The organism is Pseudogemmobacter bohemicus, assembly GCF_003290025.1.
GTDB classification, from domain to species: Bacteria; Pseudomonadota; Alphaproteobacteria; order Rhodobacterales; family Rhodobacteraceae; genus Pseudogemmobacter; species Pseudogemmobacter bohemicus.
In genome coordinates this window covers 1,399,026-1,425,677 of sequence record NZ_QNHG01000002.1, presented here as the reverse complement: position 1 = coordinate 1,425,677, position 26,652 = coordinate 1,399,026, and the positions used below count along the sequence as shown (strand labels likewise).

General features: G+C 64.8%; 28 protein-coding genes. 21 read left to right on the top strand and 7 right to left on the bottom strand.

Annotated elements, in window-relative coordinates:
- From DRF71_RS14680 to DRF71_RS14670, 3 genes are all read left to right on the top strand, one after another.
- Nucleotides 1–469: adenosylcobinamide-GDP ribazoletransferase (locus DRF71_RS14680; RefSeq protein ID WP_232831513.1), on the top strand; the 469-nt coding region annotated here is incomplete at its 5' end.
- A gap of 114 nt (nucleotides 470–583) precedes the next feature.
- Nucleotides 584–1,048, top strand: coding sequence for a transcription antitermination factor NusB (gene nusB / locus DRF71_RS14675; protein ID WP_112311205.1), 465 nt, complete (start codon nucleotides 584–586; stop codon nucleotides 1,046–1,048).
- Between the two features lie 84 nt (nucleotides 1,049–1,132).
- The gene (locus DRF71_RS14670) at nucleotides 1,133–1,576 is read left to right on the top strand and encodes an META domain-containing protein (RefSeq protein ID WP_112311204.1); all 444 of its coding nucleotides are present in this window, start codon (nucleotides 1,133–1,135) and stop codon (nucleotides 1,574–1,576) included.
- A 2-nt stretch (nucleotides 1,577–1,578) separates the two neighbouring features.
- Here DRF71_RS14670 and DRF71_RS14665 read toward each other — a convergent pair whose 3' ends face one another.
- Nucleotides 1,579–2,529, bottom strand: a complete 951-nt coding sequence (locus DRF71_RS14665) for an alpha/beta fold hydrolase (RefSeq protein WP_112311203.1) — start codon at nucleotides 2,527–2,529, stop codon at nucleotides 1,579–1,581.
- Nucleotides 2,530–2,536: 7 nt separating this feature from the next.
- Nucleotides 2,537–2,824, bottom strand: a complete 288-nt coding sequence (locus DRF71_RS14660; RefSeq protein ID WP_112311202.1) for an SCP2 sterol-binding domain-containing protein — start codon at nucleotides 2,822–2,824, stop codon at nucleotides 2,537–2,539.
- 67 nt (nucleotides 2,825–2,891) lie between these two features.
- Here DRF71_RS14660 and DRF71_RS14655 point away from each other — a divergent pair, with 67 nt between their 5' ends.
- The 5 genes from DRF71_RS14655 to DRF71_RS14635 all read left to right on the top strand — a co-directional run bounded on the left by DRF71_RS14655 (nucleotide 2,892) and on the right by DRF71_RS14635 (nucleotide 8,090).
- A complete protein-coding gene (locus tag DRF71_RS14655) occupies nucleotides 2,892–3,464 on the top strand; it encodes a tetratricopeptide repeat protein (protein ID WP_232831512.1) in 573 nt (190 codons plus the stop codon).
- 19 nt (nucleotides 3,465–3,483) lie between these two features.
- A complete protein-coding gene (locus DRF71_RS14650) occupies nucleotides 3,484–6,486 on the top strand; it encodes a helicase-related protein (RefSeq protein WP_232831511.1) in 3,003 nt (1,000 codons plus the stop codon).
- Between the two features lie 3 nt (nucleotides 6,487–6,489).
- Nucleotides 6,490–6,846 (top strand): RNA-binding S4 domain-containing protein, encoded by a 357-nt coding sequence (locus DRF71_RS14645; RefSeq protein WP_112311201.1) that lies wholly within the window; start codon nucleotides 6,490–6,492, stop codon nucleotides 6,844–6,846.
- Nucleotides 6,847–6,898: 52 nt separating this feature from the next.
- Nucleotides 6,899–7,237: a ferredoxin FdxA gene (gene fdxA / locus DRF71_RS14640; RefSeq protein WP_112311200.1), complete on the top strand. Its 339-nt coding sequence runs from the start codon at nucleotides 6,899–6,901 to the stop codon at nucleotides 7,235–7,237.
- 343 nt (nucleotides 7,238–7,580) lie between these two features.
- On the top strand, nucleotides 7,581–8,090 hold the full coding sequence (locus DRF71_RS14635) for a CarD family transcriptional regulator (RefSeq protein WP_112311199.1): 510 nt from the start codon (nucleotides 7,581–7,583) through the stop codon (nucleotides 8,088–8,090).
- A 181-nt stretch (nucleotides 8,091–8,271) separates the two neighbouring features.
- On the opposite strand, the gene DRF71_RS14630 is transcribed toward DRF71_RS14635, so the two are convergent.
- A complete protein-coding gene (locus DRF71_RS14630; RefSeq protein WP_112311350.1) occupies nucleotides 8,272–8,868 on the bottom strand; it encodes a riboflavin synthase in 597 nt (198 codons plus the stop codon).
- A gap of 231 nt (nucleotides 8,869–9,099) precedes the next feature.
- Between DRF71_RS14630 and DRF71_RS14625 the strand changes: the two genes are divergently transcribed.
- The 3 genes from DRF71_RS14625 (at nucleotide 9,100) to DRF71_RS14615 (ending at nucleotide 13,691) form a co-directional block, all read left to right on the top strand.
- The gene (locus DRF71_RS14625) at nucleotides 9,100–10,386 is read left to right on the top strand and encodes a capsule biosynthesis protein (protein WP_112311198.1); all 1,287 of its coding nucleotides are present in this window, start codon (nucleotides 9,100–9,102) and stop codon (nucleotides 10,384–10,386) included.
- 90 nt (nucleotides 10,387–10,476) lie between these two features.
- Nucleotides 10,477–11,613 (top strand): polysaccharide biosynthesis/export family protein, encoded by a 1,137-nt coding sequence (locus DRF71_RS14620; RefSeq protein WP_112311197.1) that lies wholly within the window; start codon nucleotides 10,477–10,479, stop codon nucleotides 11,611–11,613.
- Between the two features lie 8 nt (nucleotides 11,614–11,621).
- On the top strand, nucleotides 11,622–13,691 hold the full coding sequence (locus DRF71_RS14615; protein WP_232831510.1) for a capsular polysaccharide biosynthesis protein: 2,070 nt from the start codon (nucleotides 11,622–11,624) through the stop codon (nucleotides 13,689–13,691).
- Here DRF71_RS14615 and DRF71_RS14610 read toward each other — a convergent pair.
- On the bottom strand, nucleotides 13,650–15,044 hold the full coding sequence (locus tag DRF71_RS14610; RefSeq protein ID WP_112311196.1) for an MATE family efflux transporter: 1,395 nt from the start codon (nucleotides 15,042–15,044) through the stop codon (nucleotides 13,650–13,652). The two genes, DRF71_RS14615 and DRF71_RS14610, sit on opposite strands and share 42 nt — an antisense overlap.
- A gap of 56 nt (nucleotides 15,045–15,100) precedes the next feature.
- Nucleotides 15,101–15,991 carry a polyphosphate kinase 2 gene (gene ppk2, locus DRF71_RS14605; RefSeq protein WP_408634540.1) on the bottom strand — a complete coding sequence of 297 codons (891 nt, stop codon included), beginning with the start codon at nucleotides 15,989–15,991 and terminating at the stop codon, nucleotides 15,101–15,103.
- Nucleotides 15,992–16,474: 483 nt separating this feature from the next.
- Between ppk2 and DRF71_RS14600 the strand changes: the two genes are divergently transcribed.
- The 3 genes from DRF71_RS14600 to DRF71_RS14590 all read left to right on the top strand — a co-directional run bounded on the left by DRF71_RS14600 (nucleotide 16,475) and on the right by DRF71_RS14590 (nucleotide 20,516).
- Nucleotides 16,475–17,134: a glutathione S-transferase family protein gene (locus tag DRF71_RS14600; protein ID WP_112311194.1), complete on the top strand. Its 660-nt coding sequence runs from the start codon at nucleotides 16,475–16,477 to the stop codon at nucleotides 17,132–17,134.
- A gap of 151 nt (nucleotides 17,135–17,285) precedes the next feature.
- Nucleotides 17,286–18,305 carry an LLM class flavin-dependent oxidoreductase gene (locus DRF71_RS14595; RefSeq protein WP_112311193.1) on the top strand — a complete coding sequence of 340 codons (1,020 nt, stop codon included), beginning with the start codon at nucleotides 17,286–17,288 and terminating at the stop codon, nucleotides 18,303–18,305.
- A 234-nt stretch (nucleotides 18,306–18,539) separates the two neighbouring features.
- Nucleotides 18,540–20,516, top strand: coding sequence for a DNA gyrase/topoisomerase IV subunit B (locus tag DRF71_RS14590; protein ID WP_112311192.1), 1,977 nt, complete (start codon nucleotides 18,540–18,542; stop codon nucleotides 20,514–20,516).
- A 21-nt stretch (nucleotides 20,517–20,537) separates the two neighbouring features.
- Here DRF71_RS14590 and DRF71_RS14585 read toward each other — a convergent pair whose 3' ends face one another.
- Entirely contained in the window at nucleotides 20,538–21,209 is a 672-nt protein-coding gene (locus tag DRF71_RS14585) for a thermonuclease family protein (RefSeq protein WP_112311348.1), read from the bottom strand.
- Nucleotides 21,210–21,354: 145 nt separating this feature from the next.
- Here DRF71_RS14585 and DRF71_RS14580 point away from each other — a divergent pair, with 145 nt between their 5' ends.
- The 7 genes from DRF71_RS14580 (at nucleotide 21,355) to DRF71_RS14550 (ending at nucleotide 25,614) form a co-directional block, all read left to right on the top strand.
- Nucleotides 21,355–22,404, top strand: a complete 1,050-nt coding sequence (locus DRF71_RS14580; protein WP_112311191.1) for an MBL fold metallo-hydrolase — start codon at nucleotides 21,355–21,357, stop codon at nucleotides 22,402–22,404.
- Entirely contained in the window at nucleotides 22,401–22,886 is a 486-nt protein-coding gene (locus DRF71_RS14575) for a DUF6173 family protein (protein ID WP_112311347.1), read from the top strand. Before DRF71_RS14580 ends, DRF71_RS14575 begins: the two co-directional genes overlap by 4 nt.
- A 169-nt stretch (nucleotides 22,887–23,055) precedes the next feature.
- On the top strand, nucleotides 23,056–23,205 hold the full coding sequence (locus DRF71_RS14570; RefSeq protein ID WP_112311190.1) for an aa3-type cytochrome c oxidase subunit IV: 150 nt from the start codon (nucleotides 23,056–23,058) through the stop codon (nucleotides 23,203–23,205).
- Between the two features lie 60 nt (nucleotides 23,206–23,265).
- Nucleotides 23,266–23,892, top strand: coding sequence for a hypothetical protein (locus DRF71_RS14565; RefSeq protein WP_112311189.1), 627 nt, complete (start codon nucleotides 23,266–23,268; stop codon nucleotides 23,890–23,892).
- Between the two features lie 36 nt (nucleotides 23,893–23,928).
- A complete protein-coding gene (gene mobA / locus DRF71_RS14560) occupies nucleotides 23,929–24,501 on the top strand; it encodes a molybdenum cofactor guanylyltransferase MobA (protein ID WP_112311188.1) in 573 nt (190 codons plus the stop codon).
- The gene (mobB, locus tag DRF71_RS14555) at nucleotides 24,498–24,998 is read left to right on the top strand and encodes a molybdopterin-guanine dinucleotide biosynthesis protein B (protein WP_112311187.1); all 501 of its coding nucleotides are present in this window, start codon (nucleotides 24,498–24,500) and stop codon (nucleotides 24,996–24,998) included. The genes mobA and mobB overlap by 4 nt, the downstream gene beginning before the upstream one ends.
- The gene (locus DRF71_RS14550; protein WP_232831509.1) at nucleotides 24,988–25,614 is read left to right on the top strand and encodes a GNAT family N-acetyltransferase; all 627 of its coding nucleotides are present in this window, start codon (nucleotides 24,988–24,990) and stop codon (nucleotides 25,612–25,614) included. The genes mobB and DRF71_RS14550 overlap by 11 nt, the downstream gene beginning before the upstream one ends.
- Nucleotides 25,615–25,621: 7 nt before the next feature.
- Here DRF71_RS14550 and DRF71_RS14545 read toward each other — a convergent pair whose 3' ends face one another.
- Nucleotides 25,622–26,641 (bottom strand): hypothetical protein, encoded by a 1,020-nt coding sequence (locus DRF71_RS14545; RefSeq protein WP_112311186.1) that lies wholly within the window; start codon nucleotides 26,639–26,641, stop codon nucleotides 25,622–25,624.
- Nucleotides 26,642–26,652 lie beyond the last annotated feature (11 nt).

The following is a 26,652-nucleotide window of genomic DNA, read 5'->3' as shown; positions in this document are numbered from 1 at the left end:
TGGCCTGTTCGGTGGCCGCACCGCCGAGCGCCGGCTTGAGATTATGAAGGACAGCCATATCGGCAGTTTCGGCACACTTGCGCTGCTGCTGGTCTCGCTGGCCGCATGGTCGGCGCTCTCGGCGCTGATCCGGACCGGTCAGGCGGTGCCGGCGGTCCTGGCGGCCTCGGCTTTGTCGCGGGCGCCGATGGCGGCGATCATGGCGGCGCTGCCGCCAGCGCGGCGCGAGGGGCTTTCCGCCTCCAGCGGTCAGCCCGGCCTTGCGACCGCGCTGATGGCGGTGGTGCTGGGGGTGGGGCTCGCGCTGGCGATTGGCGGGCGCGATGCGCTGCTGGCACTGCCGGCGGTGCTGGTGATCTCTGGCTTGCTGACGGTTTCTGCGGCCCGGCGCATCGGCGGCCAGACCGGCGACATCCTTGGTGCCAGCCAGCAGCTGGCCTTTGCCGCCACGCTGGCGGTGTTTGCATGAGCACCGACCCCGGAACGGACGGCTGAACGGGCAGGCGGCCCCTTGCGCCCGCGCCCGCATTGGCGCAAATGACCCGCCTGTGATAGCAAGCGATATGAACAGCGGATCGGGCCCATGACCTCGCGCGAAGAAAAACGCCAGATGAAATCGGCCGCGAGGCTCTATGCGGTGCAGGCGCTCTATCAGATGGAGGTCTCGGGCCAGACGGTGAAGGCCGTGACCCGCGAGTTTGAAGTCCATCGCTTTGGCGCCAGCTATGAAGAGGGCGATTTCGCCGAGGGCGATACCGAACTCTTCCGGAACCTTGTGGACCATGCGGTCAACTGGCAGGCGCTGGTCGATCAGATGACCGACCGCGCGCTGGTTGCGAAATGGCCGATTGACCGCATCGACCCGGTGATCCGGGCACTGTTCCGCGCCGCCGGGGCTGAGCTGACCCAGATGGACACGCCGCCCAAGGTCGTCATCAACGAATTCGTCGATATCGCCCGCGCCTTTTTCCCCGAAGGCCGCGAGCCTGCTTTCGTCAATGCGGTGCTGGATCATATGGCGCGCGAGGCGAAGCCGGCGGCATTCTGAACCGCGCTGACGGGGTTCCGACAGGCAGCGCTTCGTGCGAGGCTCGTCTGATTACAGACCGGGAATCACCCGGAAGGAGATCAGATGCGCCTTTTCCTCGCCCTGCCCGTTGCGCGGTCAATCGCGCTGGTGACCAGCCTCGTTCTGACCACAGGAGCCGCGCTATCCGCAGAAACCATCACCAGCGGCGAATGGCTTGTCATCGCCCAGGACGGCGTGCGCGTCAGCTATGAGGCCAGCTTCAGCATCGACGTGGAAGGCAAAGTGGCCGGAAAGGCCCCCTGCAACCGCTATTTTGGCCAGAACCAGGCTGGGCTGCCGGATCTGTCGCTGGGGGCGCTTGGCGCGACGCGGATGTTTTGCGACCACCAGGCCGATGAGGACAGCTATCTGAAAGCGCTTGGTGCGATGACCAGAGCCGGGATCCGGGGCGAGACCCTGGTGCTGACCGGCCCGGATGACAGCAGCCTGGAATTTGCCCGCGATCCGGGGTCCAAATCGCTGATCTGCGACACCTGCGGCGGCTGATTTCAGCTCCGCGCTGCGGTAAACAGATCATGCGCGCTGTCATAAAAGCGTGCGCGATGATCCGGGGTCTCCATCGGGACCTCATGGCGGGCGCCGGGGTAAAGATCCAGCCGCCCGCCCTGCCAGGCCCGCATCCGCTGACGGATCGGGCCGGGCATGACGATATGTTCGCGTGAGCCAAGCGCCACCAGCGAGGGCAGCTCCGGCGCCGGCAGCCGTGCCACCCGCGCGCATTCCCTGAGCGCATCGCGCAGCCAGCCCAGCGACGGCCCGCCCAGCCGCAGCCCCGGCTCGGCCTCAAGCTGGCGGCGCAGCCAGGACCAGGTCGTGGCGTCACCGGTCAGGTGATTCTGCTCAAACGCGGTGCGCAGGATATAGCTCTGCGGCGAGGTGCTGGGCGCGTAACCGCGATCATGCGGCAAGGCCAGCGGCAGCCGGCGCATGAACCCCGCCAGCGGCTTGCCCCAAAGCGGAATGCGGATCCCCCACATCGGCGCCGAAAAGACCGAGGCGCGAAACGGCAGCCCGCGCGTCAGCGCCCTGAGCCCGATCAGCCCGCCCATCGAATGCGACATCTGCATCAGCGGCCCGCCAAGCCCGCGCGTATGCCCTTCACGCGCAATCCAGCCAAGGGCCGCATCCAGATCGCGCTGATAATCGCTGAAGCGCTCGACATGGCCCAGCATCGGGTCGGGCAGCGCGCGTTCGGACAGGCCCTGCCCCCGCCAGTCCAGCACCACCATCGACCAGCCGCGGCGGCGCAGCTCGCGCGCGGCGGGGCCGTATTTCTCGATATATTCGGTGCGCCCGGGCAGGAAGACCACCGTTCCAAGCGCTCCGCCCGGCCAGTAGCCCAGCCGGATCCGCACCCCATCCGACGTGGTCAGCCAGACCGCGCGCCCGTCTTCGGGCCCGTCGGCAAGACTGTCGAACAGGGGCGCGGCATCGCTCATCAGGGCCTCAGGACAGGGCAGAGCCCAGTTTCATCGCCATCCCCATCGAACCATCAACCGAGAGCTTGCCGGTCATAAAGGCCATGGTCGGGTTCATATCGCCTTCAAGGATCGCCTGGAACGTATCGGCGCTGGCGGTCAGGGTGACATCAGCCTCGTCATCGCCGGCGCGCACGCCCTGGCCGTCCAGCATGATGGCGCCCTCGCCCCTGATGACGAATTTCGCCACACCGTCGAACCCGCCCGACAGTTTCTTTGCCAGTTTCTCGACCGCCTTGTCGATGACTTCGCTCATGTCACGTCTCCCTTTCGTTACCGTGAGACCGCTGGCATTTCGCCACCGATCGGTTACGATCCTTTATATGAGAGCCCATTTCCGGTTTCACAATCATGTCGTTGCGGCAGTATTGCCGCTGTTTCTGTCGTTTTTTGCGGCCTCGGGCGGTTTTGCCCAGGATGCAGACAAGCTGAACGACCTCTATAACCGGCTCAAAAAGGCCGATGAGGGCGCCGCGCAGCGGATCGAGACCGAGATTTTCACCGAATCGGGCAAATCGGGATCGGCAACCATCGACATTCTGATGCGCCGGGGGACTGCGGCTCTGGATTCCGGCAATGCCACGGTCGCCATCGAGCACCTGACGGCAGCCGTCGATCACGCCCCCGAATTCATCGAGGCGCGCGCAACCCGGGCGGTTGCCTATTATTCCGATGGCGAAATCGGTCCGGCCCTTGCCGATCTTGCCTGGGTGCTGGAACGTGAGCCACGCCATTTCGTCGCCTGGACGATCCTGGGCACCATTCTTGAGGAATCGGATATGCCAGAGCGCGCGCTTGCCGCTTACCGCGCGGCGGCGGCGATCCACCCGTATATTCCCGAGGTGAATGACGCCATCGGCCGGCTGGAAAAACAACTCGAGGGCCAGGCCCTCTGACTGCGGGAAGTCTGAACTGATGGATGCCCGGAGCAGAGACGAGCGCGGTCGCGTAACGGCAGTGCTTGGGCCGACCAATACCGGCAAGACCCACCATGCGATCGAGCGCATGCTGACCCATCGCACCGGGGTGATCGGCCTGCCGCTCAGGCTGCTGGCGCGCGAGGTCTATGAGCGGGTCGTGGCGAAAGCCGGGGTCAGCCGGGTGGCGCTGGTCACCGGCGAAGAGCGCATCATCCCAGAACGCACCCAGTACTGGATCGCCACCACCGAGGCGATGCCGCTGGAGATCGGCGCCGATTTCGTCTGTGTCGATGAGATCCAGCTGGCCTCCGACCCTGAGCGGGGCCATGTCTTCACCCACCGGCTGCTGCATGCGCGGGGCCTTAACGAGACGCTGTTTCTGGGCTCTGACACCATGCGCGGGGCGATTGCCGGGCTGGTGCAGAACCACTCATACGTCAAACGCGACCGTTTCTCGACTTTGACCTGGTCAGGTTCGAAAAAGATAAGCCGCATGCCCGAAAGGTCGGCGATCGTCGGCTTTTCCGTTGAAAATGTATATGCGATTGCCGAGTTGATCCGCCGCCAGAAAGGCGGTTGCGCGGTGGTGATGGGCGCGCTTTCCCCCAGGACCCGCAATGCCCAGGTCGAGCTTTATCAGAATGGCGATGTCGATTATCTCGTGGCAACCGATGCCATCGGCATGGGGCTGAACCTCGACATCAAACATGTGGCGTTTTCCTCGACCTCGAAATTCGACGGCCGGCGGATGCGGTCTCTGCTGCCGCAGGAGATTGCCCAGATCGCAGGCCGCGCCGGGCGCCATACCGAGAATGGCACCTTCGGCGTCACCGGCGAGGCACGGCCCTTTTCCTCGGAACTGATCGACCAGATCGAGGCGCATCGCTTCGCCCCTGTGAAGAAACTGATGTGGCGAAATGCCGATCTTGATTTCGGCAGCGCCGCGCATCTGATCCGCTCGCTGGAGATGCCGACTTTCAACGACTGGCTTTCCCGCGCCCGCGACGCCGATGATGTGCTGGCGCTGAAGGCGCTCTGCGCTCTGCCCGAGATCGCCGATAAGCTGACCAATCCGAAACGCGTCATGCTTTTATGGGATGTCTGCCGCATCCCCGATTTCCGCGGCATTTCCGAGACCGATCATCACACCCTGCTGGCGCGGATTTTCGACTTTCTGGTCGGGCGCGGCATCGGCGGCGGGCGCATCCCCTCGGACTGGCTGGCGAAAGCTGTGGCGCGGATCGACAAAACCGATGGTGATATCGACCAGATCTCGCGCCGCCTGGCGCATATCCGCACCTGGACCTACGTTGCGCAGCGCAAAAACTGGGTCGATGACGAATCCCATTGGCGGGGCGAGACCCGCGCGGTAGAAGACCGCCTGTCGGATGCGCTGCACCAGCGCCTGACGCAACGATTTGTCGACCGGCGGACAAGCGTATTGCTTCGCCGGTTGAAGCAGAAGGAGGACCTTGTGGCAGAGGTGAATGACAAGGGCGAAGTGACCATCGAGGGCCAGTTCACCGGCAAGCTCGAAGGGTTCCGCTTTCAACAGGATGCAAGCGCATCATCGGATGAGGGCAAGACGCTCCGTCAGGCCGCAATCCAGGCGCTGAGGCCTGAATTCAGCCTGCGCGCGGACCGCTTTTACAATGCGCCCGATACCGAGATGGATTTCACCGAACAGGGGGGCCTGATGTGGGGCAACTCGGCGGTGGGCAAGCTCGTGAAGGGCGCCGATCCGCTGAAACCCTCGGTCGAAGCGTTTGTGGATGAGGAAGCCGGCGATGACGTGACCGAAAAGGTCCGCCGCCGGCTCCAGCATTTCATCGACCGCAAGGTGGCAGCCCTTTATGAGCCGCTGCTGGCTCTGGGCCGCGATGAGACGCTGACCGGACTGGCGCGGGGCTTTGCCTTCCGCCTGACCGAGGCGCTTGGGGTTATCCCGCGCGAGCAGGTCGCGAATGAGGTCAAAGAGCTTGACCAGGAAGCCCGTGGCGCGCTGCGTAAACATGGCATACGGTTCGGTCAGTATACGATCTTCCAGCAGGCTTTGCTGAAACCGGCCCCGACGCGTCTGCGGCTGGTCTTGTGGTCCTTGTGGAACGGGCTGTCGGAATTCCCGGAAAGCCCGCCCCCCGGCCTCGTCACCATCCCGAACATCACGGAAGTCCCGAAAGAGCATTATGCGCTTTCCGGCTACCGCCCCGCCGGCAGCCGCGCCATCCGCATCGACATGCTGGAGCGTCTGGCCGATATCCTGCGCCAGAAAGACAGCCGCGCCGGGTTCGAGGCGGTGCCGGATATGCTCTCGATCACCGGCATGACGCTGGAACAGTTCGCCGATCTGATGGGCGGGCTGGGCTATAAGGCCGAAAAGGGCGAGCGCGCCAAGGTGAAGACCGCCGAGTCCGCAGCCGCGCCCGAGGCCGATGTCGCGGCGGCTTTGGCCGAGGCGGCAGCTTCCGGTCAGCCGATCCCGGAGGAAGTTTCGCTGCTGGCCCCCGCGCCGGAAGCCGAACCGGCCCCGGAAGTGGCGGAAGGCGAAGCGACTGAGGCAGCAGTTCCTGAGATGGAGGTGTTCTACACCTTTACCTGGGCGCCGAAGCCGCGCTTCCAGCGTCCGGAGCGCGGCGCCCCGCGCGGGGATCGCCCGCAGGGCGAGCGTCCCCAGGGTGAACGCCGCGAACGCCCGCAGGGCGAGCGCCGTGATCGTCCTCAGGGGGACCGGCCTCAGGGCGACAGGCCGCAAGGCGAGCGGCGTGAGCGCAGTGACGGCGAGAAATCCGGCGAGCGCGGCCCCCGCAAAGAGTTCGGCAACCGCGACAATAATCGCGGCGGCAAACCGGGCGGCAAACATGGCAAGCCAGGCCAGCGTCACGACGGCCCGCGTCACGAAGGTGCCAAATCCTTCGAGGCCCGCCCGCCGCGGAAAGACAAGCCGATCGACCCCGACAATCCCTTTGCCGCGCTGCTGGCGCTGAAGGGCAAGGTCTGAGCCTTGGCCAAAACCGGAGGCGGCAGGAAGACAGGAGGCCGGGGCGGCGACGCTCCGGCCTTTGCTGTTCCCGGGCCAAAGCTCAGGCTGGATAAATGGCTCTGGCAGGCCCGATTCTTCAAAACCCGCAGCCTTGCGGCCTCGGTGGTCGAGGAGGGCCATGTCAGGGTGAACGGCACCCCCATATCGCGGCCCTCGCGCGAGGTGGGGCCTGGCGATGTGCTGACTTTCCCCCAGGGAAGAAATATCCGTCTGATCCGCGTATTGGGAACGGGCGTTCGCCGTGGCCCCGCCTCAGAGGCACAGATGCTCTTTCTTGATCTCGATGCCCCGGTCGCGACACCTGAACGCCTTGAATGATCCGCCTCTGTGGCTTAACTGACGCGCCAGAGAGTGTTCCGGAACCGCCCCAATGACCTATGTTGTCACCGACAATTGCATCGCCTGCAAATATACCGACTGTGTCGAGGTATGCCCGGTCGACTGCTTTTACGAGGGCGTGAACACGCTGGTCATCCATCCGGATGAATGCATTGATTGCGGCGTCTGCGAACCGGAATGCCCTGCAGATGCGATCCGCCCCGATACCGAGCCGGATATGGAGGAATGGGTCGCCTTCAACCGCAAATATGCCGAAGTCTGGCCGGTGATAACCGAAAAACGCGACCCGCTGCCGGGTTATGAAGAGCGTGACGGCGAAACCGGCAAGCTGGAGAAGTATTTCGACCCGGCGCCGGGCGAGGGCAGCTGAGGCACAGACCGGGGCAGTCAGGACGCGCGCCCGGATCCGGTCGCAATCGCGTGAAACCGTAGAAAATCCTTCCGGTTTCACGGGGGACTGCATGGGCCTGATCGCTCAGGACAGTTGGAATCGCGGTGATTCTGTGTTATGGTTTGTTCATAAACCAGCATGGATGCCTGATTCTGCCTCAGGACTGCTCGCCTGAGACAGCTATTCTTGTGACACAGTTACCCTTCGCCACAGGCCCCCATATCGGGCGCTGCCTGGGAAGGGTCTTGTTCGTCCTGAGATTGGCTGCAACCGCGAGAGTCCGGCGTCCGAGTGCCTGGCATCTGACCGAGGAAGCGCCTGAATGACCAAGTCGAAGAAGCCTGATTTCCGCCCCAACGAGTTTGTTGTCTATCCTGCTCACGGCGTTGGCAAGATCATCTCTATCGAGGAGCAGGAGATTGCCGGTTTCAATCTGGAACTCTTCGTCATCACCTTTGAAAAGGACAAGATGACGCTGCGCGTCCCGACCAACAAAGCGACCGATGTGGGTATGCGCGCCCTCTCGGCGCCCGATGTGGTGACCAAGGCGCTGGAAACGCTGAAGGGCAAGGCCCGGGTCAAGCGCGCCATGTGGTCGCGCCGCGCGCAGGAATATGAGCAAAAGATCAATTCCGGCGACCTTATGGCGATTGCCGAGGTTGTGCGCGACCTGCATCGCACCGATGACCAGCGCGAACAAAGCTATTCCGAGCGTCAGCTCTATGAGGCCGCGCTGGAGCGCCTGACCCGCGAAGTCGCCGCCGTTTCGGGCGTCGACGAGGCCGGGGCGCAGAAAAAGGTCGATGAGGTCCTGCTGTCGCGCGCAGCCTGAGCCTCCTGGGCTGAGTCTCCCAGTCTGAGATCCGCAGCCCGAACCGGTTGCAAAATACAAAACGGCGGCCCCATCCCGGGCCGCCGTTTCCATTTCGCGCGCGCCGAAATCTTCAAAGATTTCGGACCGGTTTCTTTGAAGAAACCGGGGCCTGGCGGCGGCGTTCAGCCTTTGCCGGACCTCATTTCCATTCCGCAAGCCGCGCGACATAGCGCGCCATCGTATCGACTTCGAGATTGACCAGATCGCCTTCGGCCAGCCTGCCCCAGGTGGTCACTTTGCGGGTATGGGGGATGAAATTCACCCCAAACTCACGGCCATTCACCTCGTTTACGGTAAGCGAAGTGCCGTTCAGCGCGACCGACCCTTTCTGGGCAATGAATCTCGCCAGCACCTCGGGCGCGCGGAAGGTGACCCGCAGGCTGTCGCCTTCCGGCGTCAGCTTCACCACTTCGGCCACCCCATCGACATGGCCCGACACGATATGCCCGCCAAGCTCGTCGCCCACTTTCAGCGCCCGTTCCAGATTGAGCCGGGTCCCGACCTTCCAGCCTGAGAGATTGGTTTTCGACACAGACTCGGCACTGATCTCGACATCGAACCAGTCACGCGGCGCGGTTCCCTTTTCGATCACTGTCAGACAGACCCCCTCGCAGGCGATCGACGCACCAAGGTCGATCCCGGTGGCAGGCCATGAGGTCGCGATCCTGGCCCGCAGGTCGCCGCGCTGCTCCAGCTCGATGATCTCGCCAATATCGGTCACGATTCCGGTGAACATCGGCATCCCTCTCTGTCGCTGTGATCCTGACTGCTGGTCTATCCCCGCCGCCTTCCCGCTGACAAGCCCCCGCTGCTCAGGGCCCGACACCTGGCGTCAGAGGACCCGCGACAGGCTCCGCCCTAATCCTGCCGCAAGAACCGGTAATATTGCCCCATAGGCAAGTGCGGCAACACGGGCTATCCGGACGGGACGGGTGTGCAGAATACGGATGACGGGTGGCGGGCGGCGATGAAACCGGAAGGAACGCGACATTTCCTGTTGCTGCAGGGGCCGCATGGCCCCTTCTTCTCGCGGCTGGGCCGGATGCTTGGCCATTCCGGTGCCAGGGTATGGCGGGTCGGTTTCAACCGCGGCGACCGTGCACTCTGGCATGACAGGCATAGCTATATCCCCTGGCGCGGTCGCGCCGAAGACTGGCCGGCGGGCTTTGCCGGCATTGTCGAGGAAAAGGGCATCACCGATCTGGTGCTTTACGGCGATACCCGCCCCAGTCATGCGAAAGCCATCGCGGTTGCACGCGCAATGGGCGTCACCATCCATGTCTTTGAAGAGGGCTATCTGCGCCCCTATTGGGTGACTTATGAGCGCAACGGCTCCAACGGTAACTCCCGCCTCATGGAGATGTCGGTCGAAGAGATGCGCGCCGCGCTCTCGCGCACCGATACCGATCTGCCCGATGCCCCCGCCCGCTGGGGTGATATGCGTCAGCATATGTTCTGGGGCGCGCTCTATCACTGGTTCGTCTGGGCCGGATTCTGGGATTATCGCAATTTCCGCCCGCATCGCGCCCTGACAGTGCGCCAGGAATTCCTGCTTTATGTAAAGCGGCTCTGCCTCTTGCCCTTCCACGCGCTTGAGCGGCGCATCGCGACCTGGCGCATCCGCTATGGCGGTTTCCCCTATCACCTCGCGATCCTGCAGCTGGAGCATGATGCCAGTTTCCGCGACCATTCCCCCTTTACCACCATGACCGAGTTCCTCGATCTCGTGGTCCAGGGCTTTGCCGAGGGGGCACCGAAACACCATCACCTCGTCTTCAAGGCGCATCCGCTGGAAGACGGGCGGGTAGCGGTGAAATCGACCATCCGGCAACTGGCCGACAAATACGGTGTGGCAAAGCGGGTGCATTTCGTCCGCGGCGGCAAGCTGGCGGCGCTTTTGAACCATGCGCGCTCAGCGGTGACGGTGAATTCGACCGCAGGGCAACAGGCGCTCTGGCGTGGATTGCCGCTGCGCGCCTTTGGCCGCGCGGTCTATTCCAAGCCGGAATTCGTCTCTTCCCAGCCCGCCGCGCAGTTTTTCGCCGAAGGAAAACGCCCCGACACCCGTGCCTATCGCGATTACCGGCACTATTTGCTGGAAACCAGCCAGGTGGCCGGTGGCTTCTACTCATCGCGTGGGCGGCGCGAATTACTACGACAGGTTGTGGATATGCTGCTTTCCGGGCAGGATCCCTATGACGCCCTGACCAGCGGAAACGCGGCACCACGGCAACAGTTGCGGCTGGTGACCTGATTTTCCGAAAACCACGGTCTTTCAATTTCCGTGATATTCCGTATTGTTGCGGTCAAAACTTGAGGCAAATCCGCTAAAGGAGCCCGAGCAGTGATCGGACATACCACGAGGGGGGCGAAAGCCCTGGCCTTGATCGCCGTTGTCGCCGTGACCGCAAGTTGCGGTTTGCCGCGTTCAGGGCCGAACAAGAAAGAGATCTTTGCAGGCTCTGTCCTGAAAAAGGGCGATGCCTTTATCGTCACCGTCAATCCAAGGGTTACGCGCGCCACCGCCGTGCTGCCCTCCTTCGGCTTTTCGGACACCTTCCAGAAGGCCGGCGTGATGGGATCGGATACGATCTCGAATGGCGACCTGCTTTCGGTCACCGTGTTCGAGAACGTGCGCGACGACCCGCTGCTGGGCAATACCGGCCAGCGCGTCTCGCAGCTGACCGAGGTTCAGGTCGATGGCCAGGGCTTTGTCTTCATCCCCTATGCCGGCCGGATCAAGGCTGCCGGCAATACGGTCGAAGGTGTGCGCAACGCCATCACCCGCAAGCTGGACGAACAGACGCCGGACCCGCAGGTCCAGGTGGCGCGTGTTGCCGGTGACGGGTCGACCGTGACGATCAATGGCTCGGTCGCAGCGCCTGGCGTCTTCCCGATCGAGCAGCCGACCCGGACGCTGGCCTCGATGCTGGCCCGTGCCGGTGGTGTGGCCATCGACCCGGCAACCGCCCTGGTGCGGGTGACGCGCGGTGGCCAGACCGGCAAGATCTGGCTGAAAGACCTCTGGGCCAATCCGAAGATGGATATTGCGCTGCGTCCGGGCGACCGGATCGTGATCGAAGAGGATGAGCGCAAGTTCACCGCCCTCGGCGCGACCGGCGCGCAGACCGTGGTGCCGTTCGAGAGCGAGAGCCTCTCGGCCGTCGAGGCGCTGGCCACCGTTGGCGGGCTGCAAACCATGGCCGCCGACCCGACCGGCGTTTTCGTCTTCCGCAACGAGCCGGCGGCGATTGCCAATGCCGTGCTGGGCCGCAACGATCTGCAAGGCGATCAGCGCCTGGTCTATGTGCTTGATCTGACCGCTCCGACCGGCATGTTCGAGGCGCGCGACTTCCTAATCCGCGATGGCGATACCGTCTATGTGACCGAAGCGCCCTATGTTCAGTGGCAGAAATCGCTCTCTGTGCTGACCGGTTCGGCCGGGGCTGCGGCAAGCCTGAACTCTGCCGCCGGCAACTGAGGCCAGCATTGGCCGTCGAACGCGATCCGAAACCAGAGGCCGCCGTGGTGATCCCACGGCGGCTTTTCCATCAGAACCTGTCTTTCCTGCGTGACCGCCGGCTGAAGCGCATCCTGGCACTGGCCGGGCATGAGCTGCGCTTCGGCCTGCCAAAGCAGGGCGATGGCGTCGTGGTCTGGGGCGCCAGCCCCACCGCCTGGCGGGGCGAGAAGGTGGCCGCGCAACGCAATGCGCCACTGGTGCGGCTGGAGGATGCGTTCTTGCGCTCGATCCGGCCGGGGCGGATGGGCGAGGCCGGGCTTGGCCTGTTGATCGACGCGGAAGGCATCCATTTCGACCCCTCTGACATCTCGCTGACCGAGCGGATCCTCGCAACCGACCCGCTGGACAATTCGAACATTCTGGCCCGCGCCAAAGCTGGAATCGAGCGTTTGCGCGCATTGGAATTGTCTAAATACAACCTTCACGATCTTTCCCTGCCCCCGCCTCCGCCCGGCTATGTGCTGGTGGTCGACCAGACTCTGAACGATGCCTCGCTGCGTGCTTCGGGCGCGGATCGCGGCTCTTTCGAGGAGATGCTGGAAACCGCCCGCAAGGACTGGCCGCATGCGCCGATCCTGATCCGCGCGCATCCCGAGACCGCAAAGGGCCTGCGGCCTGGCCATTACGGGCCGGAACATCTGCGCGACCCTGATGGGCCGGGGATCAGCTTTTCTGATCCCGCGATCCCGCCCTATGCGTTGCTGGAGGGCGCGGTGGCGGTCTATACCGTGTCCTCGCAGCTGGGTTTCGAGGCGATCCTTGCCGGCCATCGCCCGCGCATCTGGGGCCTGCCTTTCTATGCCGGCTGGGGCCTGACCGAGGACCGCACCCCCCCCTCACGCCGCAAGCGCAAGCTGACCCGGGCGCAGCTGTTTGCCGGGGTGATGATCCTTGCGCCAATCTGGTATGATCCCTGCCGCGACCGGCTTTGCAGCTTTGAAGAGGTGGTCGATCAGCTGGAGGAGGACCTGCGCGCCTTCCGCCAGGACCGCCACGGTCATGCCGCGATGGGCATGCGACTTTGGAAACGCGGGCGGCTCCAGGCGTTTTTCGGGCGGGAGAAGCCCCTGCGCTTTATCGACCGCCCCGGACAGGCCAAAGGGGAAAGCCTGCTGATCTGGGCCGGGAAAGAACCCGGGACCCTCGCCTCCCCCGCGCTGCGGGTCGAGGACGGTTTCCTGCGCTCGCGTGGGCTCGGGGCCGAGCTTGTGCCGCCTCTGTCACTGGTCGCGGATGACCTGGGGATATATTATGACCCCTCCCGTCCCTCACGGCTGGAGGCGCTGATCCTGGCCGCCCTGCCACCGGGTGGCCATGCCCGCGCGACCAGGCTGATCGAAAGGCTTCGCGCCGCTAACTTGACCAAATACAACATTGAAGGCGCAATTCCGCCGCTTCCGGACCGTGAGACCGACCAGAAATCCCGCATTCTGGTGCCGGGCCAGGTCGAAGACGACGCCTCGATCCTGAAAGGCGCGGGTGTCGTCCGGACCAATCTCGACCTGCTGAAAGCCACCCGCAAGGCCAACCCCGACGCCCTGATCCTTTACAAGCCGCATCCCGATGTCGAGGCCGGCCTGCGCCCTGGCACGATCCCCGTCGATCAGACCGCGAAACTCGCCGATCTGGTCCTGAACCATGCCAGCATGGCGGCGGCGCTGAATGAGGTCGACGAGGTCTGGACCATGACCTCTCTGACCGGGTTCGAGGCGCTGATCCGGGGCAAGAGGGTGACCACCTTCGGCGCGCCCTTCTATGCCGGCTGGGGGCTGACCCAGGACCTGGGCGAGATCCCCGAACGCCGGCTCAGGCACGAAGATGGCAGTCTCGTGCCCCGCCCCGATCTGGCGCATCTGGTCCATGCCAGCCTGATCGCCTATCCGCGTTACTGGGATCCGGTCTCGCGCCGCCCCTGCCCGGTCGAGGTTGCGCTGGACCGGCTTGCCTCGGGCCAGATCCCGCATCCGGGCCCTCTGAACCGGCTGATCGCGAAATTACAGGGCCGCTTTGCCAGCCATGCCCGGCTGTGGCGCTAACCGCCAGAACCGGATCATCAGGCTCACCGCCGCCGCAACCAGGCCAATCACCAGGCCCGACCACAGCCCGACTCCGCCCAGCCCCAGCGGGAAGGCCAGCCCATAGCTGACCGGAATCCCGATCACCCAATAGCTGAGCGTTGCCAGCCACATCGGCACCGCGGTGTCCTGAATGCCGCGCAACAGGCCAAGCGCCATCACCTGCATCGCATCGGCCAGCTGGAACAACGCCGCCAGCATCAGAAGCGTCACACCGAAATGCAGCACAAAGGCCGATTCTGGTTTTTCAAGGTCAAGGAATTGCCGCACCAGCAGCTGTGGCACGCTGACAAAGACGATGATCACCGCCACCGCCACCAGGAAAGAAATCAGCAGCGCCGCCCAGGACGCCTGGCGCAGCGCCACCGGATCACCCCGCCCCGAGGCCTCGGCAACCCGGATCGTCGCGGCATTCGACAGGCCGACATGGCACATGAAGGCCAGCGCGGTGATCTCCAGCGCGATGCCATGCGCCGCCAGCTCACGCGTGCCGATCCAGCCCATCATAATCGCGCTGGCCTGGAAAAGCCCGCTTTCGGCCAGCCCCGTCAGCCCGATCGGCAGCCCGAGCCGCCAGACCTCGCGCAAGGCAGGCAGGTCGATGCGCCAGAAGCGGCGGAAAAGCTGGAACGGCCGCAAGGCCGGCAACAGCCCGGCATAAAGCCCCAGCACCAGCAATGAGAAGATCTGAACGACCAGCGTAGCCACACCCGCGCCGCCCACCCCCATCTCGGGCGCACCGCCATTGCCGAAGATCAGGAACCAGTTGACGATGATGTTGACCACAACCGCCACAACCGTCACCCAAAGCACGATCTGCGTCCGGCCCAGTGCCGCCAGCCAGGCCTGCAGCACCGCCACGGCCAGTGTTGGCACCATGCCAAGCCCGGCGATGCGCAGGTAATATTCCGCTTCAGCCGCGACTTCGGGCTTTTGCCCCAGCGCCAGCATCACCGGCCCGGCAAACCAGAAGACCGGATAGACCAGAAGGCCAAAGCCGATGGAAAGCCACAGCCCCATCCGCGCCGCACGGCGCAATTCGGTATCGTCGCCGCGCGCCCGCGCGCTGGCCGCCAGCGGCATCACCGCCCGCGCGAAACCCGAGCCGACCACGAAGATGATGAAAAAGCTCGAAGCCGAGATCACCAGCGCGCCCTGCTGCACCACACCATACCAGCCGACCATCGCGGTATTGACCACATGCAGCGAAAATTGCGCGATGGAGGACCCGGCCAGCGGCAGGCCAAGCATCAGCGTCTCACGCAGATGCCTGGCGAATGTGATCTGGCGGGCGGGCTGCGACATCTTATCCATGCCGCAGATCTATCCTTTGATCAAATTTTCAGCAAGGCGCCGCGACAGGCGGCAGCTCAGCTGATCCGCACAGCCGGATGTGTGGCCGTATCGAGGATATGCCCCGCGCCGCGCAAAACCTGCGCCGCCGAGCCCACGATCAGCGGATCGGGCTGGCCCAGCACCGCATGATCCTTACCCGGATACTCCAGCGAGGCGAGGAAATGCCTCATGCAGTTCAGTCTGGCACGCTTCTTGTCATTCGACTTCACGATGGTCCAGGGTGCATCGGCGGTATCGGTATAGAAGAACATCGCCTCCTTGGCCTCGGTATAGTCATCCCATTTGTCGAGGCTCGCCTTGTCGATGGGCGAAAGTTTCCACATCTTCAGCGGATCGGTCTCGCGCGATTTGAAGCGTTTGAACTGCTCGTCCCGGGTGACCGAGAACCAGTATTTGTAGAGCCGTATCCCCGAGCGAACCAGCATCCGCTCCAGCTCCGGCGCCTCGCGCATGAACTCCAGATATTCCGAGGCCGAACAGAAGCCCATCACCCGCTCCACCCCGGCGCGGTTATACCAGGAACGGTCGAAGAACACGATCTCGCCGGCGGTTGGCAGGTGCTGGATATAGCGCTGAAAGAACCACTCGCCCTTTTCCTTGTCCGAGGGTTTGGTCAGCGCCACCACCCGCGCGTAACGCGGGTTCAGATGTTCCATGAACCGCTTGATGGTGCCGCCCTTGCCAGCCGCATCGCGCCCCTCCATCAAAAGGACGAATTTCTGCCCGGTCTCCTGGGCCCAGATCTGCACCTTCAGAAGCTCTGCCTGCAACTGCGCCTTTTCGCGCTCATAGGCCACGCGGCCCAGGAGGCGGCCATAGGGGTAGCGGCCGCTCTCGAAAGCCTCGCGGATCTCGTCGGTCGTCACAGCGGGAAAATGACGCGGCGCGGTCAGCCTGTCGCCCATTTCGCCCATCGGGGATGCAGCATCCGGCACGGTCGCCGTGATGCCGGATGCATTGGCCTCCTGGCGGTCGATGGTGCCGGTTTGCAGATCTGTACTCATATGGAACTCCTTCACCCTGTTGAAAACCGATCCCTCCGCCCCCGCGCAGCGGAGGCGCGGAGGATCACGGGGCTGCACCTTTTATTGCGGCTGAAAGCATAGTCCAGGCCGCAGGATTTCGCCTTGATCCTGGTCAAACCGCACAGGGCTTTGCTGCAAGTGCAGTAAAACCGCAGCCTCAGGCGGTGACATCCGCAGCCAAAGGGCGAAGACAGTTCCCCGCCGGACCCGCCGCTGCGAACAACTCTCCTGCCGGATCGCCACCGGCAGGAAAACCCTTCCCAATCAGGTGAGGAAGCCCGGCGCCTGGTGGATTTTTATCCTGCTTCTGCTATTGGGGCCGGGACATTTCCGGCAACCGCACTTCCGGCATCGAGGCCCGCCATGATCACCCTTTACGGCGTCTACCGTTCGCGCGCATCGCGCCCCCTCTGGCTTTTGGGAGAGATCGGCTGCGATTTCACCCATGTGCCGGTGATCCAGGCCTATCGCCTGACCGATGCGAAAGCCGAGGGGGCGGCGCTGAACACCTCTTCGCCGGAATTCCTCGCGGTCAACCCGCAGGGCCAGATCCCGGCGATGGAGGATGACGGCCTCCTGCTGACCGAGTCGCTGGCGATCACGCTGCATATTGCGCGCCGCCATGGGGGCAGCCTCGGCCCGGCCGACGGGTCCGAACAATCGCTGATGGAGCAATGGGCCCTTTACGCCGCCACCGCGCTGGAGCCGCCGGCGCTTGAGATCCTGCTGGCCATCGAGGCCGGCGGCGATACCCTGCCCGAGACCCGCGCCGCGATCCGCGTCAGCGCCGAAAAGCTGCGCCGCCCGCTGAACCGGCTGGAGCGGCATCTGCGCGCGCATGACTGGCTGGTCGGCGACCGGTTCACCGCTGCCGATATCAACACCGCCGAATGCCTGCGCTATGCCCAGGGCCATCCGGAGCTTTTGCGCGACTATCCGCAGGTGAGCGCCTGGCTCGCGCGCTGCCAGGCGCGGCCGGCCTTCCAGGCCTTCTGGGCAAAGCGCGAGGCCGAACCGGTCTGAACCTGACCGCCGGCCGTGCAGAGATCAGCCTCGCAGGCGCTGACGCACAGTGGTTGCGCGCCGCTGCCGCTGGCAATGGTGCCGCCCGCGCCCCATCTTCAGCTCAACAGCCCGGGCAAAGCGCCCGGGCCCCAGGTTTGAGGGCTTCCCCATGAAGAAGATCGGTTTTCTGTCATTCGGCCACTGGTCGACCCAGCAGGGCTCGGCCACCCGCTCGGCCCAGGACGTGCTCCTGCAATCCATCGAGCTGGCCGAGGCCGCTGAAGAACTCGGCGCCGATGGCGCCTATTACCGCGTCCACCATTTCGCCCGGCAACTCTCATCGCCCTTCCCGCTGCTGGCCGCTGTCGGTGCCCGCACAAAGAAGATCGAGATCGGCACCGGCGTCATCGACATGCGCTATGAGAACCCGTTCTATATGATCGAGGATGCCGGTTCGGCGGACCTGATCGCGGGCGGACGGTTGCAGCTGGGCATCTCGCGCGGCTCGCCCGAGCAGGTGATCGACGGCTGGCGGCATTTCGGCTACGCGCCGGCAGAGGGCGAGACCGACCAGGACATGGCGCGTGATCATGCGCTGACCTTCCTGAAACTCCTGGAAGGCCATGGTTTCGCGAAGCCGAACCCCCGCCCGATGTTCCCCAACCCGCCGGGTCTCTTGCGGCTTGAGCCACATTCCGACGGGCTGAGGAACCGCATCTGGTGGGGCGCCGCCTCGGATCAGACCGCGATCTGGGCGGCACAGCTGGGGATGAACCTGCAAAGCTCGACCCTGAAATGGGACGAGACGGGCGAGCCCTTCCATGTGCAACAGGCCAATCAGATCCGCAAATACCGCGCGGCCTGGAAGGAAGCCGGCCATAAGCATGAGCCGAGAGTCTCGGTCAGCCGCTCGATCTTCGCGATCACATCAGCGCAGGATCAGATGTATTTCGGGCAATCCCGCCCCGATCAGGACCAGGTCGGCGTGATCGACGACCAGCGCGCCGTCTTCGGCCGCTCCTACGCCGCCGAGCCGCAAAAACTGATCGAGGAGCTGCGTCAGGACGAGGCCATCGCCGAGGCCGATACGCTGCTTCTGACGGTGCCGAACACGCTGGGCGTCGCGTACAACGCCCATGTGATCGAGAACATCCTGAAACATGTCGCACCTGCCCTGGGCTGGCGCTGACAAAAGACGTCCGGCCCCCTTGCGGGGGCCGGAAGCCTCCGGCGGGGATATTTAAGGACAGATGAAAAGCGCATTTTCTGTTTTCATCTGTCCTTAAATATCCCGGGGGAGTCTGCCCGAGGCAGACGGGGGCAGCGCCCGCGGCCCGGCCAGCCAGGGAAATTCCCCCCTGGATCTTGCGCGCCTGCCCCTCGCGGTGGTCTAATGCTGCACAAGAAACCATAAGAGCAGCGCATGGCCCCGAATGATTCCGGCGATCTCCTCGCCGCGCCGAACCAGCAAACCTATGACGCCTCCTCGATCGAGGTGCTTGAGCCGCTCGAAGCGGTGCGGATGCGGCCCGGCATGTATATCGGCGGCATTGACGAGCGCGCCTATCACCATCTTGCCGCCGAGATCCTCGACAATTCGATGGACGAGGCCGTCGCCGGCCATGCCAACCGCATCGAGGTCGAGCTGATGGCGGATGGCTCGGTCTCGATCCGCGACAACGGGCGCGGCATCCCGGTCGATCCGCATCCGAAATTCCCCGACAAATCCGCGCTGGAGGTGATCCTCTGCACGCTCCATGCCGGCGGCAAGTTCAATGGCGACGCCTATGAGACAAGCGGCGGGCTGAACGGCGTCGGCTCTTCGGTGGTAAACGCACTGTCCGACCATATGCGGGTCGAAGTGGCGCGCAACAAAGAGCTTTACGTCCAGGAGTTTTCGCGCGGCAAGCCCAAAGGTCCGGTCGTAAAGGTCGGACCGGCGCCGAACCGGCGCGGCACCACCGTGATCTTCCACCCCGATGCCGAGATTTTCGGCCATCAGAGCTTCCGCCCCGCGCGGCTGATGAAGATGGTGCGCTCCAAGGCCTATCTCTATTCCGGTGTTGAAATCCGCTGGAAATCGGCGATCCCGGATGGCGATATGCCGCTGGAGGCCACCTTCCACTACCCGGGAGGTCTCGGCGAATATCTCGGTGAACAGCTGCAAAAAGACCAGACCTATGCCGAGAAGCCTTTCGCGGGCAAAGTCTCGTTCCGCGAGAAATTCGGCGTCCCGGGCTCGGTCGAATGGGCGATCAACTGGACGCCTTTGCGCGACGGTTTCATCTCGTCTTACACCAATACCGTGCCGACGCCCGAGGGCGGCACCCATGAGACGGGCTTCTGGGCCGCGATCCTGAAAGGCATCCGCGCCTATGGCGACCGGGTGAAAAACCGCAAGGCCGACCAGATAACCCGCGAGGATATGCTGACCGGCGGCTGCGCCCTGATCTCGGTCTTTATCCGCGAGCCGCAATTTGTCGGCCAGACCAAGGACCGGCTGGCCACGGAAGAGGCCGCTAAATGGGTGGAAAACGCCGTTCGTGACCATTTCGACACCTGGCTTGCCAGCGATCCGAAATCGGCGGGCGCCATTCTCGATTTCCTCGTGCTGCGCGCCGAGGAACGGCTCAAACGCCGCGCGGAAAAGGAAACGCAGCGCAAGACCGCCACCAAAAGGCTGCGCCTGCCGGGGAAACTGGTCGATTGTTCGGCCTCGAACCGCAAGGGGACCGAGCTTTTCCTCGTCGAGGGCGATTCGGCCGGCGGCAGCGGCAAGGGTGCCCGCGACCGCAATTTCCAGGCCCTGCTGCCTCTGCGCGGCAAGGTGCTGAACGTGCTGGGCGCGGCGGCAAGCAAGCTTTCGGACAACGCCGAGATCCGCGACATCTGCGAGGCGCTTGGCGTGGGCATGAAGGAACGCTTCCGCATCGACGATCTGCGCTATGACAAGATCATCATTATGACCGATGCCGATGTGGACGGTGCCCATATCGCCTCGCTGCTGATGACATTCTTCTACGAGCAGATGCCGCAGCTGATCCATAAAGGGCATCTCTACCTCGCCTGCCCGCCGCTTTACCGGCTGACCCAGGGGGCAAAGCGTCTCTATGTCTCAAATGATGCCGAGAAAGAGGAATGGCTGGCCAAAGGGCTGGGCGGCAAGGGCAAGATCGACGTGCAGCGTTTCAAGGGTCTTGGCGAGATGGATGCCAAGGACCTGAAAGACACCACGATGAACCCGGCAACGCGCAAGCTGATCCGGGTCTCGGTCGATGAGGATGAGCGCGAATCGACGAAAACACTGGTCAATGACCTGATGGGCAAAAAGCCCGAGCTGCGCTTTCAGTTCATCCAGGAGAAAGCCCGTTTCGCCAATGCGGAAGAGCTGGATATCTGAGCCCCGCCCCCCGCCCGGCTGTTACTTCCAGCGTGCGGGGCGCCAGCCGGCGGCCCGGGCCTCGGCCTCGTCGCAAAACCAGCGCTCGCCCTGATCCTCGCGGATGGAGGTCTTTGCCCAGGCCGGCGACCAGGGCATGTGGTAGATCCGCTCGCCCGACTTCGAGATATTGCCCTTGATCGGGCAGTCCTCCAGCGACACATCGCCGGCGGCCTCGCTCCAGCGGCCCGAGCGGTAATCCCAGGCGGTTTGCGCAGGGGTTTGCGAGGGGGCGGACCAGATGCCGAGGCCAGCGGCTTTTGCCCGCGCCTCATCAGCGGTGTAGGCGTCGGAATAGCGGGTATAGGCCCAGGCGAGGCCGCTTTCGACCAGTGCCTGACCAAGATCGCGCCCGCCTGCCTCGCAACGGGCGATCACCCTGTCAAAGCGGTCACGGTCCAGCGCCTCGCAGCGGATATCCTGGCCCGCCACCAGCGCCGCCAGCGCCTCGGTCGCGGCGGTGCCGCAGGCCCAGCTGGCGCCCTCCGGGCGCGGGCAGTTCTGGCCGGCCTCGGGCGCGTCGATGCCGTGAAGGCGGATGCTCACCGCGCCGAAATTCAGCGTATCGCCATCGGTGACCTGCGGCCGGCCGCTGATTAGCGTCGAGGCAGACACTGCCGAAACAAAGAAGAACTGCACCAGAAACCCGCTCATGCCTTCTGCCTGCACCAGGCTGCCGCCGGGGTCCAGCGGAAATATTAACCAAGGTTAACAAGGCCCCGACACCTGCCCCCCGGGCCAGACCCCGCCCCAGCCCCTCACCCTTGCCCCCGCAACGCCGGCGGGCCATGGATGGGTCATGGATGAAATCCGACACCCTTTCCCCGAGCCCCCCGCCCCCGGCACCGCCACCGAGGTCGCGCCCGGCATCCTCTGGCTGCGGCTGCCGCTGCCCTGGGCGCTGGATCATGTGAATGCTTATGCGCTGGACGAGGGCAATGGCTGGACGCTGATTGATTGCGGCATCCATTCGCGCCGCGCGGTCAAAGGGTGGGAGGCCTTGCTGGCCGGCCCCCTTGCCGGCAAGCCGGTCAGGCGGCTGGTCGTCACCCATCACCATCCCGACCATATCGGCATGGCGGGCTGGTTCATCGCCCGGGGCGCCGAGCTGCTGATCACCCGCACCGCCTGGCTTTACGCCCGGATGCTGCTGAACACGCCCGAAGAGCGCCCCTCGCCCGAGGCGATCACCTTCTGGAAACGCGCCGGCATGGCGCCCGCCGATCTGGAGCGCCGGATGGCAGAGCGCCCGTTCAACGCCTCGGACTGCGTGGCGCCGCTGCCGCCGGGCTTTACCCGGCTGCAAGAGGGCCAGAGCCTGCATCTGGGCGGGCGCGACTGGCGGATCCGCATCGGCCATGGTCACGCGCCGTCGCATGCAACACTCTGGAGCGAGGCCCCCGAGACCGGGGGCGCCGGAAGCAGCGGGCTGGTCCTGGGCGGCGATCAGCTTTTGCCCGGCATTTCCGCCAATATCGGCGTCTACCCTGCCGAGCCCGAAGCCGATCCGCTGGACGAATGGCTGGAAAGCTGCACCCGGCTGAGTACCTTCGCACGCGCGGATCAGCTGGTGCTGCCGGGCCATAAGCTGCCCTTTACCGGCCTTCCCTTCCGGCTGCGGCAGATGGTCGGGAACCACCTTTCCGCGCTGGACCGGCTGCGCGACTTCCTCGCCACGCCGCAGACCGCTGTGGCTTGCTTCCCGCTGCTGTTCCGCCGCAGGATCGGCGAAGGCGAGCTTGGCCTCGCGCTGGCCGAGGCGGTGGCGCATCTGAACCACCTTTACCAGCGCGGCGAGATCACCCGTTTCCCCGGCCCCGATGGGGCATGGCTGTGGCAAAAGGCATGACTGAAAAGACCCGATCCAAACCCGCCCTCCCCGCCGCCGCCCCTGCGGCGAAAGCCGCTAAATCCGCGCGCAGCGCGGCCCCCTCCACCAGGGGCAAATCCGCCGCCGGCCCGCCGGCTGCGGCGCCCAAAACCGCCGCCGAATCGGCCTGCGAGCGGCTGGTGATCTATATCCGCCAGTTCGAGAGCCAGCTGGACCAGAGCCAGGAGATCGCCATGGGTTTCACCGGCGGCGCGGCGGGTGTGCTGCGGATCGAGGGGCTGGGCTGGTCCGCCCCGGACCTGCTGACCTTTTTCGGCCAGGACGAAGACGGCATCCGCACCCAGATGGTGCAGCATGTCAGCCAGCTCTCGGTCATGCTCAGGGCGGTGCCGAAACTCTCGCCCGAGGCGCCGCCGGTCCGGATCGGCTTTCGCCTGGTGCAGGGCTGGGGTGGCGGCGAATCCGGGGATGCCTCGGTCTGGGCGGGCGATGGCGGCTGAGCCCGGCGGCAGCATCCACGAAACCGGGCGCAATTCCAGGGTCAGATCCGGGCGCGGGAAAGATACATCACCGCCGCATCTTCCTGCATCCATCACCGCGTCCAAAGGGTGACAGCAGGCCGCTAATCGGCTAACAGGCGGGAAAGCATCTGTTCCCGGGGAATGAAGAATGGCCGATCATAACCAAGTCGATCACGCGCATGGCAGCATGGATATCCGTGTCCAGGAGAAGACCTTTGCGGGCTTTATCCGGGTGGTAACCTGGACGATCGTTTTTTGTGTTGTGGTGCTGGCCTTCCTCGGCCTCGCGCGGACCTGATTTTACGCCTCAAAGCCGGCCCCCGCTGCGGGTCCGGCGCAGGGGGCCGGGAGAGTTTCCATGTATCGCCTTTTTGCCGCTCTCGCGATGGTGCTGACGCTGTCATCCTGCGCGGAATCTATCTGGGCTCCGGATGACCAGGTCGCCCGCGCGACCTTTGTTGCCGGCGCTCCGACCGAGATCACGCTGTTCACCACCATCAATGACCGCAACGGCTCGGGGGCGCATTCGGCGCTGCTGATCAACGGCTCGCAGCGCATTCTGTTCGACCCGGCCGGCACCTGGCAGCATGATGCCGCGCCCGAGCGCAATGACGTGCATTTCGGCATGACCGACCGCATGGTGAATTTCTACCTCGACTACCATGCCCGCGACTCGGAGAGCGAGAAATTCCATGTGATCGAGCGCAAGCTGCTCGTTTCACCCGCTGTCGCCGAGGAGATCCTGCAAAGGGCGCTGTCGAATGGCGCGGTGCCCAAGGCGCATTGCGCCCGCTCTATCGCGGGCATCCTGCGCCCGGTCCCGGGTTTCGAGGGCCTGACCTCAAGCTATTTCCCGAAAAGGCTCGATGCGTCTTTTGCCGGGCTGCCAGGCGTCACCACCCGCATCGTGACCGAGGAAAACGACAATCCCGGCGCCGGGCATGGGGTGGTCCTTGTCGATAAAAAGGGTCAGCGGGTCAACTGATCCGCCGGCCCCGTCCGTCAGGGGAGCCAGCCAGATTTGCGCGTCTTTGCCGTCATTCTCGCAGGGGGCCAGGGACGCCGCATGGGCGGGGCGGATAAGGCCCTGCTGCAACTGCACGGGCGCCCGCTGATCACGCATGTGATCGGGCGGTTGCAGCCCCAGGCCGCGCGCCTGATGATCTCTGCCAATGGCGATGCCGCGCGGTTCGCATTCACCGGGCTTGACGTATTGCCCGACGAGACCGCGCCTGGCCCGCTGGCTGGGATCCTTGCGGGGCTGCGGGCGGCGCAAACGGGCGGCGCCGATGCGCTGGTCTCGAACCCGGTGGATGCGCCATTCCTGCCGCCGGATCTGGTCTCGCGCCTTTTGACCGCCGGGCCGGGCCCGGCTTTTGCCCGCGCGGGCGGGCGCGACCATAATGCGACCGCATTCTGGCCGGTCGCGCTGGCGGATCCGCTGGCGGAATTCCTCGCCTCGGGCGCGAAGCCGAAGATCGCCGATTTCGCCGCCCGTCATGGCGCGCAACCCGTCGATTTCCCCGATGCCGCCGCTTTCGACAATCTCAACACGCCGGAGGACCTTGCCCGGGCCGAGGCCCGTACCGCATGAAGATCTACGGCGTCATCGGCTGGCAGAACAGCGGCAAGACCACGCTGATGGAGCGCCTTGTCCGCGAGATCACCGGGCGCGGCCTCAGCGTCTCGACGGTGAAACATGTGCATCACCATGTCGATCTCGACCAGCCCGGCAAGGACACCTGGCGCCACCGCGAGGCGGGTGCGGCGGAGGTCGTGCTGGCCTCGTCAAAGCGCTTTGCCATTTTGCGCGAACATCGCGGGCCCGAGCCGGATCTGACAGCGGTGCTGGCGCGGCTCGCCCCGGTCGATCTGGTGCTGGTCGAGGGCTATAAGCGCGATTCGCATCCGAAGATCGAGGTCTGGCGCGAAGGCATCGCCGACCGGCCGATGATCCAGCCCGGCGACCCGCTGGTCAGGGCGGTGGCATCGGATGCGGCCCTGCCGGGGCTGAGCGTGCCGCTTCTCGACCTGAACGATGCCAGTGCCGTCGCGGATTTCATTCTGAAGGAATGCGGTTTTGCGCCCTGAAAGCTTCTCCATCCGGCGCGGCTTTCCGCTGGATCAGCGCGACACCGCCGCCCGCATCTATTGGGAAGCCTTTGGTGCAAAACTCGGCCGTGTCATGGGGCCGGACCGCCGGGCGCTGGAATTCCTGACGCGCGGGCTGAGGCCAGACCATTGCTTTTCGGCGCTGGACGGCAATGGCCGGCTGATCGGGCTTGCCGGGTTCAAATCGGTGCAGGGCAGTTTCTCGGGCGGCACCAGGCGCGATCTGCGCCGGGTTTACGGCGTGATCGGCTCGGCCTGGCGGGCGGGGCTGCTCAGGCTTCTGAGCCATGAGGTCGATAATGAGCGCTTTCTGATCGACGGGATCGCGGTCGATGCCGGCGCCCGCGGACTGGGCATCGGCACCGCGCTGATCACCACGCTGTGCCGCGAGGCGCAGCGGCGCGGCTATCCCTCGGTGCGTCTTGAGGTGATCGAGGGCAATCCCCGCGCCCGCGCGCTGTATGAGCGCGAGGGCTTTGTCGCCACCCATACCGATCAGCTTGGCCTGTTGCGCTATGCCTTCGGCTTTGCCGCCGCCACGACCATGGTGCGGCTGCTGGACACCGACAGCCAGCCGACTGAGCCCGGCGACTGAGCCCCGATCAGTCAAACACCCCCGCCACACGCCCCAGCACCATGAAGGCGCGCGCGGTGCGGGTATCTGCGAAATGGATCAGCTCATTATCGCTGGCATTTTGCTCAAACACCTGGAAGACCCGGTCGAAGGTGCGCAGGAAGTGATGAGCAGCGTCGCGGAAAATGGTGTCTTCCCGCAGCCGCCCGGCGGCCAGTGCCAGCGACGAGCGGTCGCGGATGCCGCCAATGGCCGCGATGCCACGACCGCGCTCTCCGGCGGCAAAGCGGCGCCAGATATCAGGATGGCAGAGCTCGGGGCGCAGGTCATCCATATAGATGCCCTCCTGGCTCAGCAGCGTCAGCACATCCTGGGCGGCGCGGATCAGCTTCGCGACCTCGCGATCCTCCAGCGCCAGACGCAGGGCACGGAAACCGGCCTTGTCCTCGGGGCTTTCGGGGAATTGCAGCGCGGTGATGAAATCTTCGATGGAAAGCGGCTGACGTGCCAGATCGCTGGGCGTGCCAAGCGCAAGCGTCGGCTGTTCGGCCTCGGGCTCGGGGTGCGGCGGGCTCAGCGCGGCCTTGCGGTCGGCCGAGGGCACCGAAAGCGCCTGATCGCGGCGCGAAGAGAAGCTCGCAGGGCCGGCCGGCACCTCGGTCACCGTCTCACGCCGGGACGCGGGTGGCACCGTGGCTTCGGGCCGGGTGATCACGCTGCGGATCTCTTGCTGCGCGGCCACGAAAGAGCCGCGCATGCCGTCAATCGCGGCTTTCAGACTGGCAGCCTCTGCGCGCAGATCGGCCACCAGCCGCAGCGTCACCACCGCGACCCAGATCAGCGCCAGCGGCAGGAACAGGATCAAAAGCGTCATCACCAGCCCCGGCAGCCGCGATTCGCCGCCTTCGGGCGCTGTGAAGACCCAGGCCAGCACCGCCACAACCCAGATCCCCGACATCACCCCGGCGGCGATCTCGGTCACAGGCGAAGCGCCCGGCCCTGCGGCCAGACGTTTCGCTTTCTTCATATCCTCGGGTTCTTCGGCCATCACGGCTCCGG

Excerpts from the sequence above, each read along its gene's own strand:
- DRF71_RS14580 (WP_112311191.1), top strand. The coding sequence starts at position 21,355 with ATGGATGAAATCCGACACCCTTTCCCCGAGCCCCCCGCCCCCGGCACC.
- DRF71_RS14565 (WP_112311189.1), top strand. The coding sequence starts at position 23,266 with ATGTATCGCCTTTTTGCCGCTCTCGCGATGGTGCTGACGCTGTCATCC.
- DRF71_RS14670 (WP_112311204.1), top strand. The coding sequence starts at position 1,133 with ATGCGCCTTTTCCTCGCCCTGCCCGTTGCGCGGTCAATCGCGCTGGTG.
- DRF71_RS14630 (WP_112311350.1), bottom strand. The coding sequence starts at position 8,868 with ATGTTCACCGGAATCGTGACCGATATTGGCGAGATCATCGAGCTGGAG.
- DRF71_RS14585 (WP_112311348.1), bottom strand. The coding sequence starts at position 21,209 with ATGAGCGGGTTTCTGGTGCAGTTCTTCTTTGTTTCGGCAGTGTCTGCC.
- DRF71_RS14625 (WP_112311198.1), top strand. The coding sequence starts at position 9,100 with ATGAAACCGGAAGGAACGCGACATTTCCTGTTGCTGCAGGGGCCGCAT.
- DRF71_RS14660 (WP_112311202.1), bottom strand. The coding sequence starts at position 2,824 with ATGAGCGAAGTCATCGACAAGGCGGTCGAGAAACTGGCAAAGAAACTG.
- DRF71_RS14635 (WP_112311199.1), top strand. The coding sequence starts at position 7,581 with ATGACCAAGTCGAAGAAGCCTGATTTCCGCCCCAACGAGTTTGTTGTC.
- DRF71_RS14600 (WP_112311194.1), top strand. The coding sequence starts at position 16,475 with ATGATCACCCTTTACGGCGTCTACCGTTCGCGCGCATCGCGCCCCCTC.
- DRF71_RS14610 (WP_112311196.1), bottom strand. The coding sequence starts at position 15,044 with ATGGATAAGATGTCGCAGCCCGCCCGCCAGATCACATTCGCCAGGCAT.
- mobB (WP_112311187.1), top strand. The coding sequence starts at position 24,498 with ATGAAGATCTACGGCGTCATCGGCTGGCAGAACAGCGGCAAGACCACG.
- DRF71_RS14655 (WP_232831512.1), top strand. The coding sequence starts at position 2,892 with ATGAGAGCCCATTTCCGGTTTCACAATCATGTCGTTGCGGCAGTATTG.
- DRF71_RS14665 (WP_112311203.1), bottom strand. The coding sequence starts at position 2,529 with ATGAGCGATGCCGCGCCCCTGTTCGACAGTCTTGCCGACGGGCCCGAA.
- DRF71_RS14595 (WP_112311193.1), top strand. The coding sequence starts at position 17,286 with ATGAAGAAGATCGGTTTTCTGTCATTCGGCCACTGGTCGACCCAGCAG.
- ppk2 (WP_408634540.1), bottom strand. The coding sequence starts at position 15,991 with ATGGGCGACAGGCTGACCGCGCCGCGTCATTTTCCCGCTGTGACGACC.
- DRF71_RS14650 (WP_232831511.1), top strand. The coding sequence starts at position 3,484 with ATGGATGCCCGGAGCAGAGACGAGCGCGGTCGCGTAACGGCAGTGCTT.
- DRF71_RS14545 (WP_112311186.1), bottom strand. The coding sequence starts at position 26,641 with ATGGCCGAAGAACCCGAGGATATGAAGAAAGCGAAACGTCTGGCCGCA.
- DRF71_RS14575 (WP_112311347.1), top strand. The coding sequence starts at position 22,401 with ATGACTGAAAAGACCCGATCCAAACCCGCCCTCCCCGCCGCCGCCCCT.
- fdxA (WP_112311200.1), top strand. The coding sequence starts at position 6,899 with ATGACCTATGTTGTCACCGACAATTGCATCGCCTGCAAATATACCGAC.
- DRF71_RS14570 (WP_112311190.1), top strand. The coding sequence starts at position 23,056 with ATGGCCGATCATAACCAAGTCGATCACGCGCATGGCAGCATGGATATC.
- nusB (WP_112311205.1), top strand. The coding sequence starts at position 584 with ATGACCTCGCGCGAAGAAAAACGCCAGATGAAATCGGCCGCGAGGCTC.
- DRF71_RS14590 (WP_112311192.1), top strand. The coding sequence starts at position 18,540 with ATGGCCCCGAATGATTCCGGCGATCTCCTCGCCGCGCCGAACCAGCAA.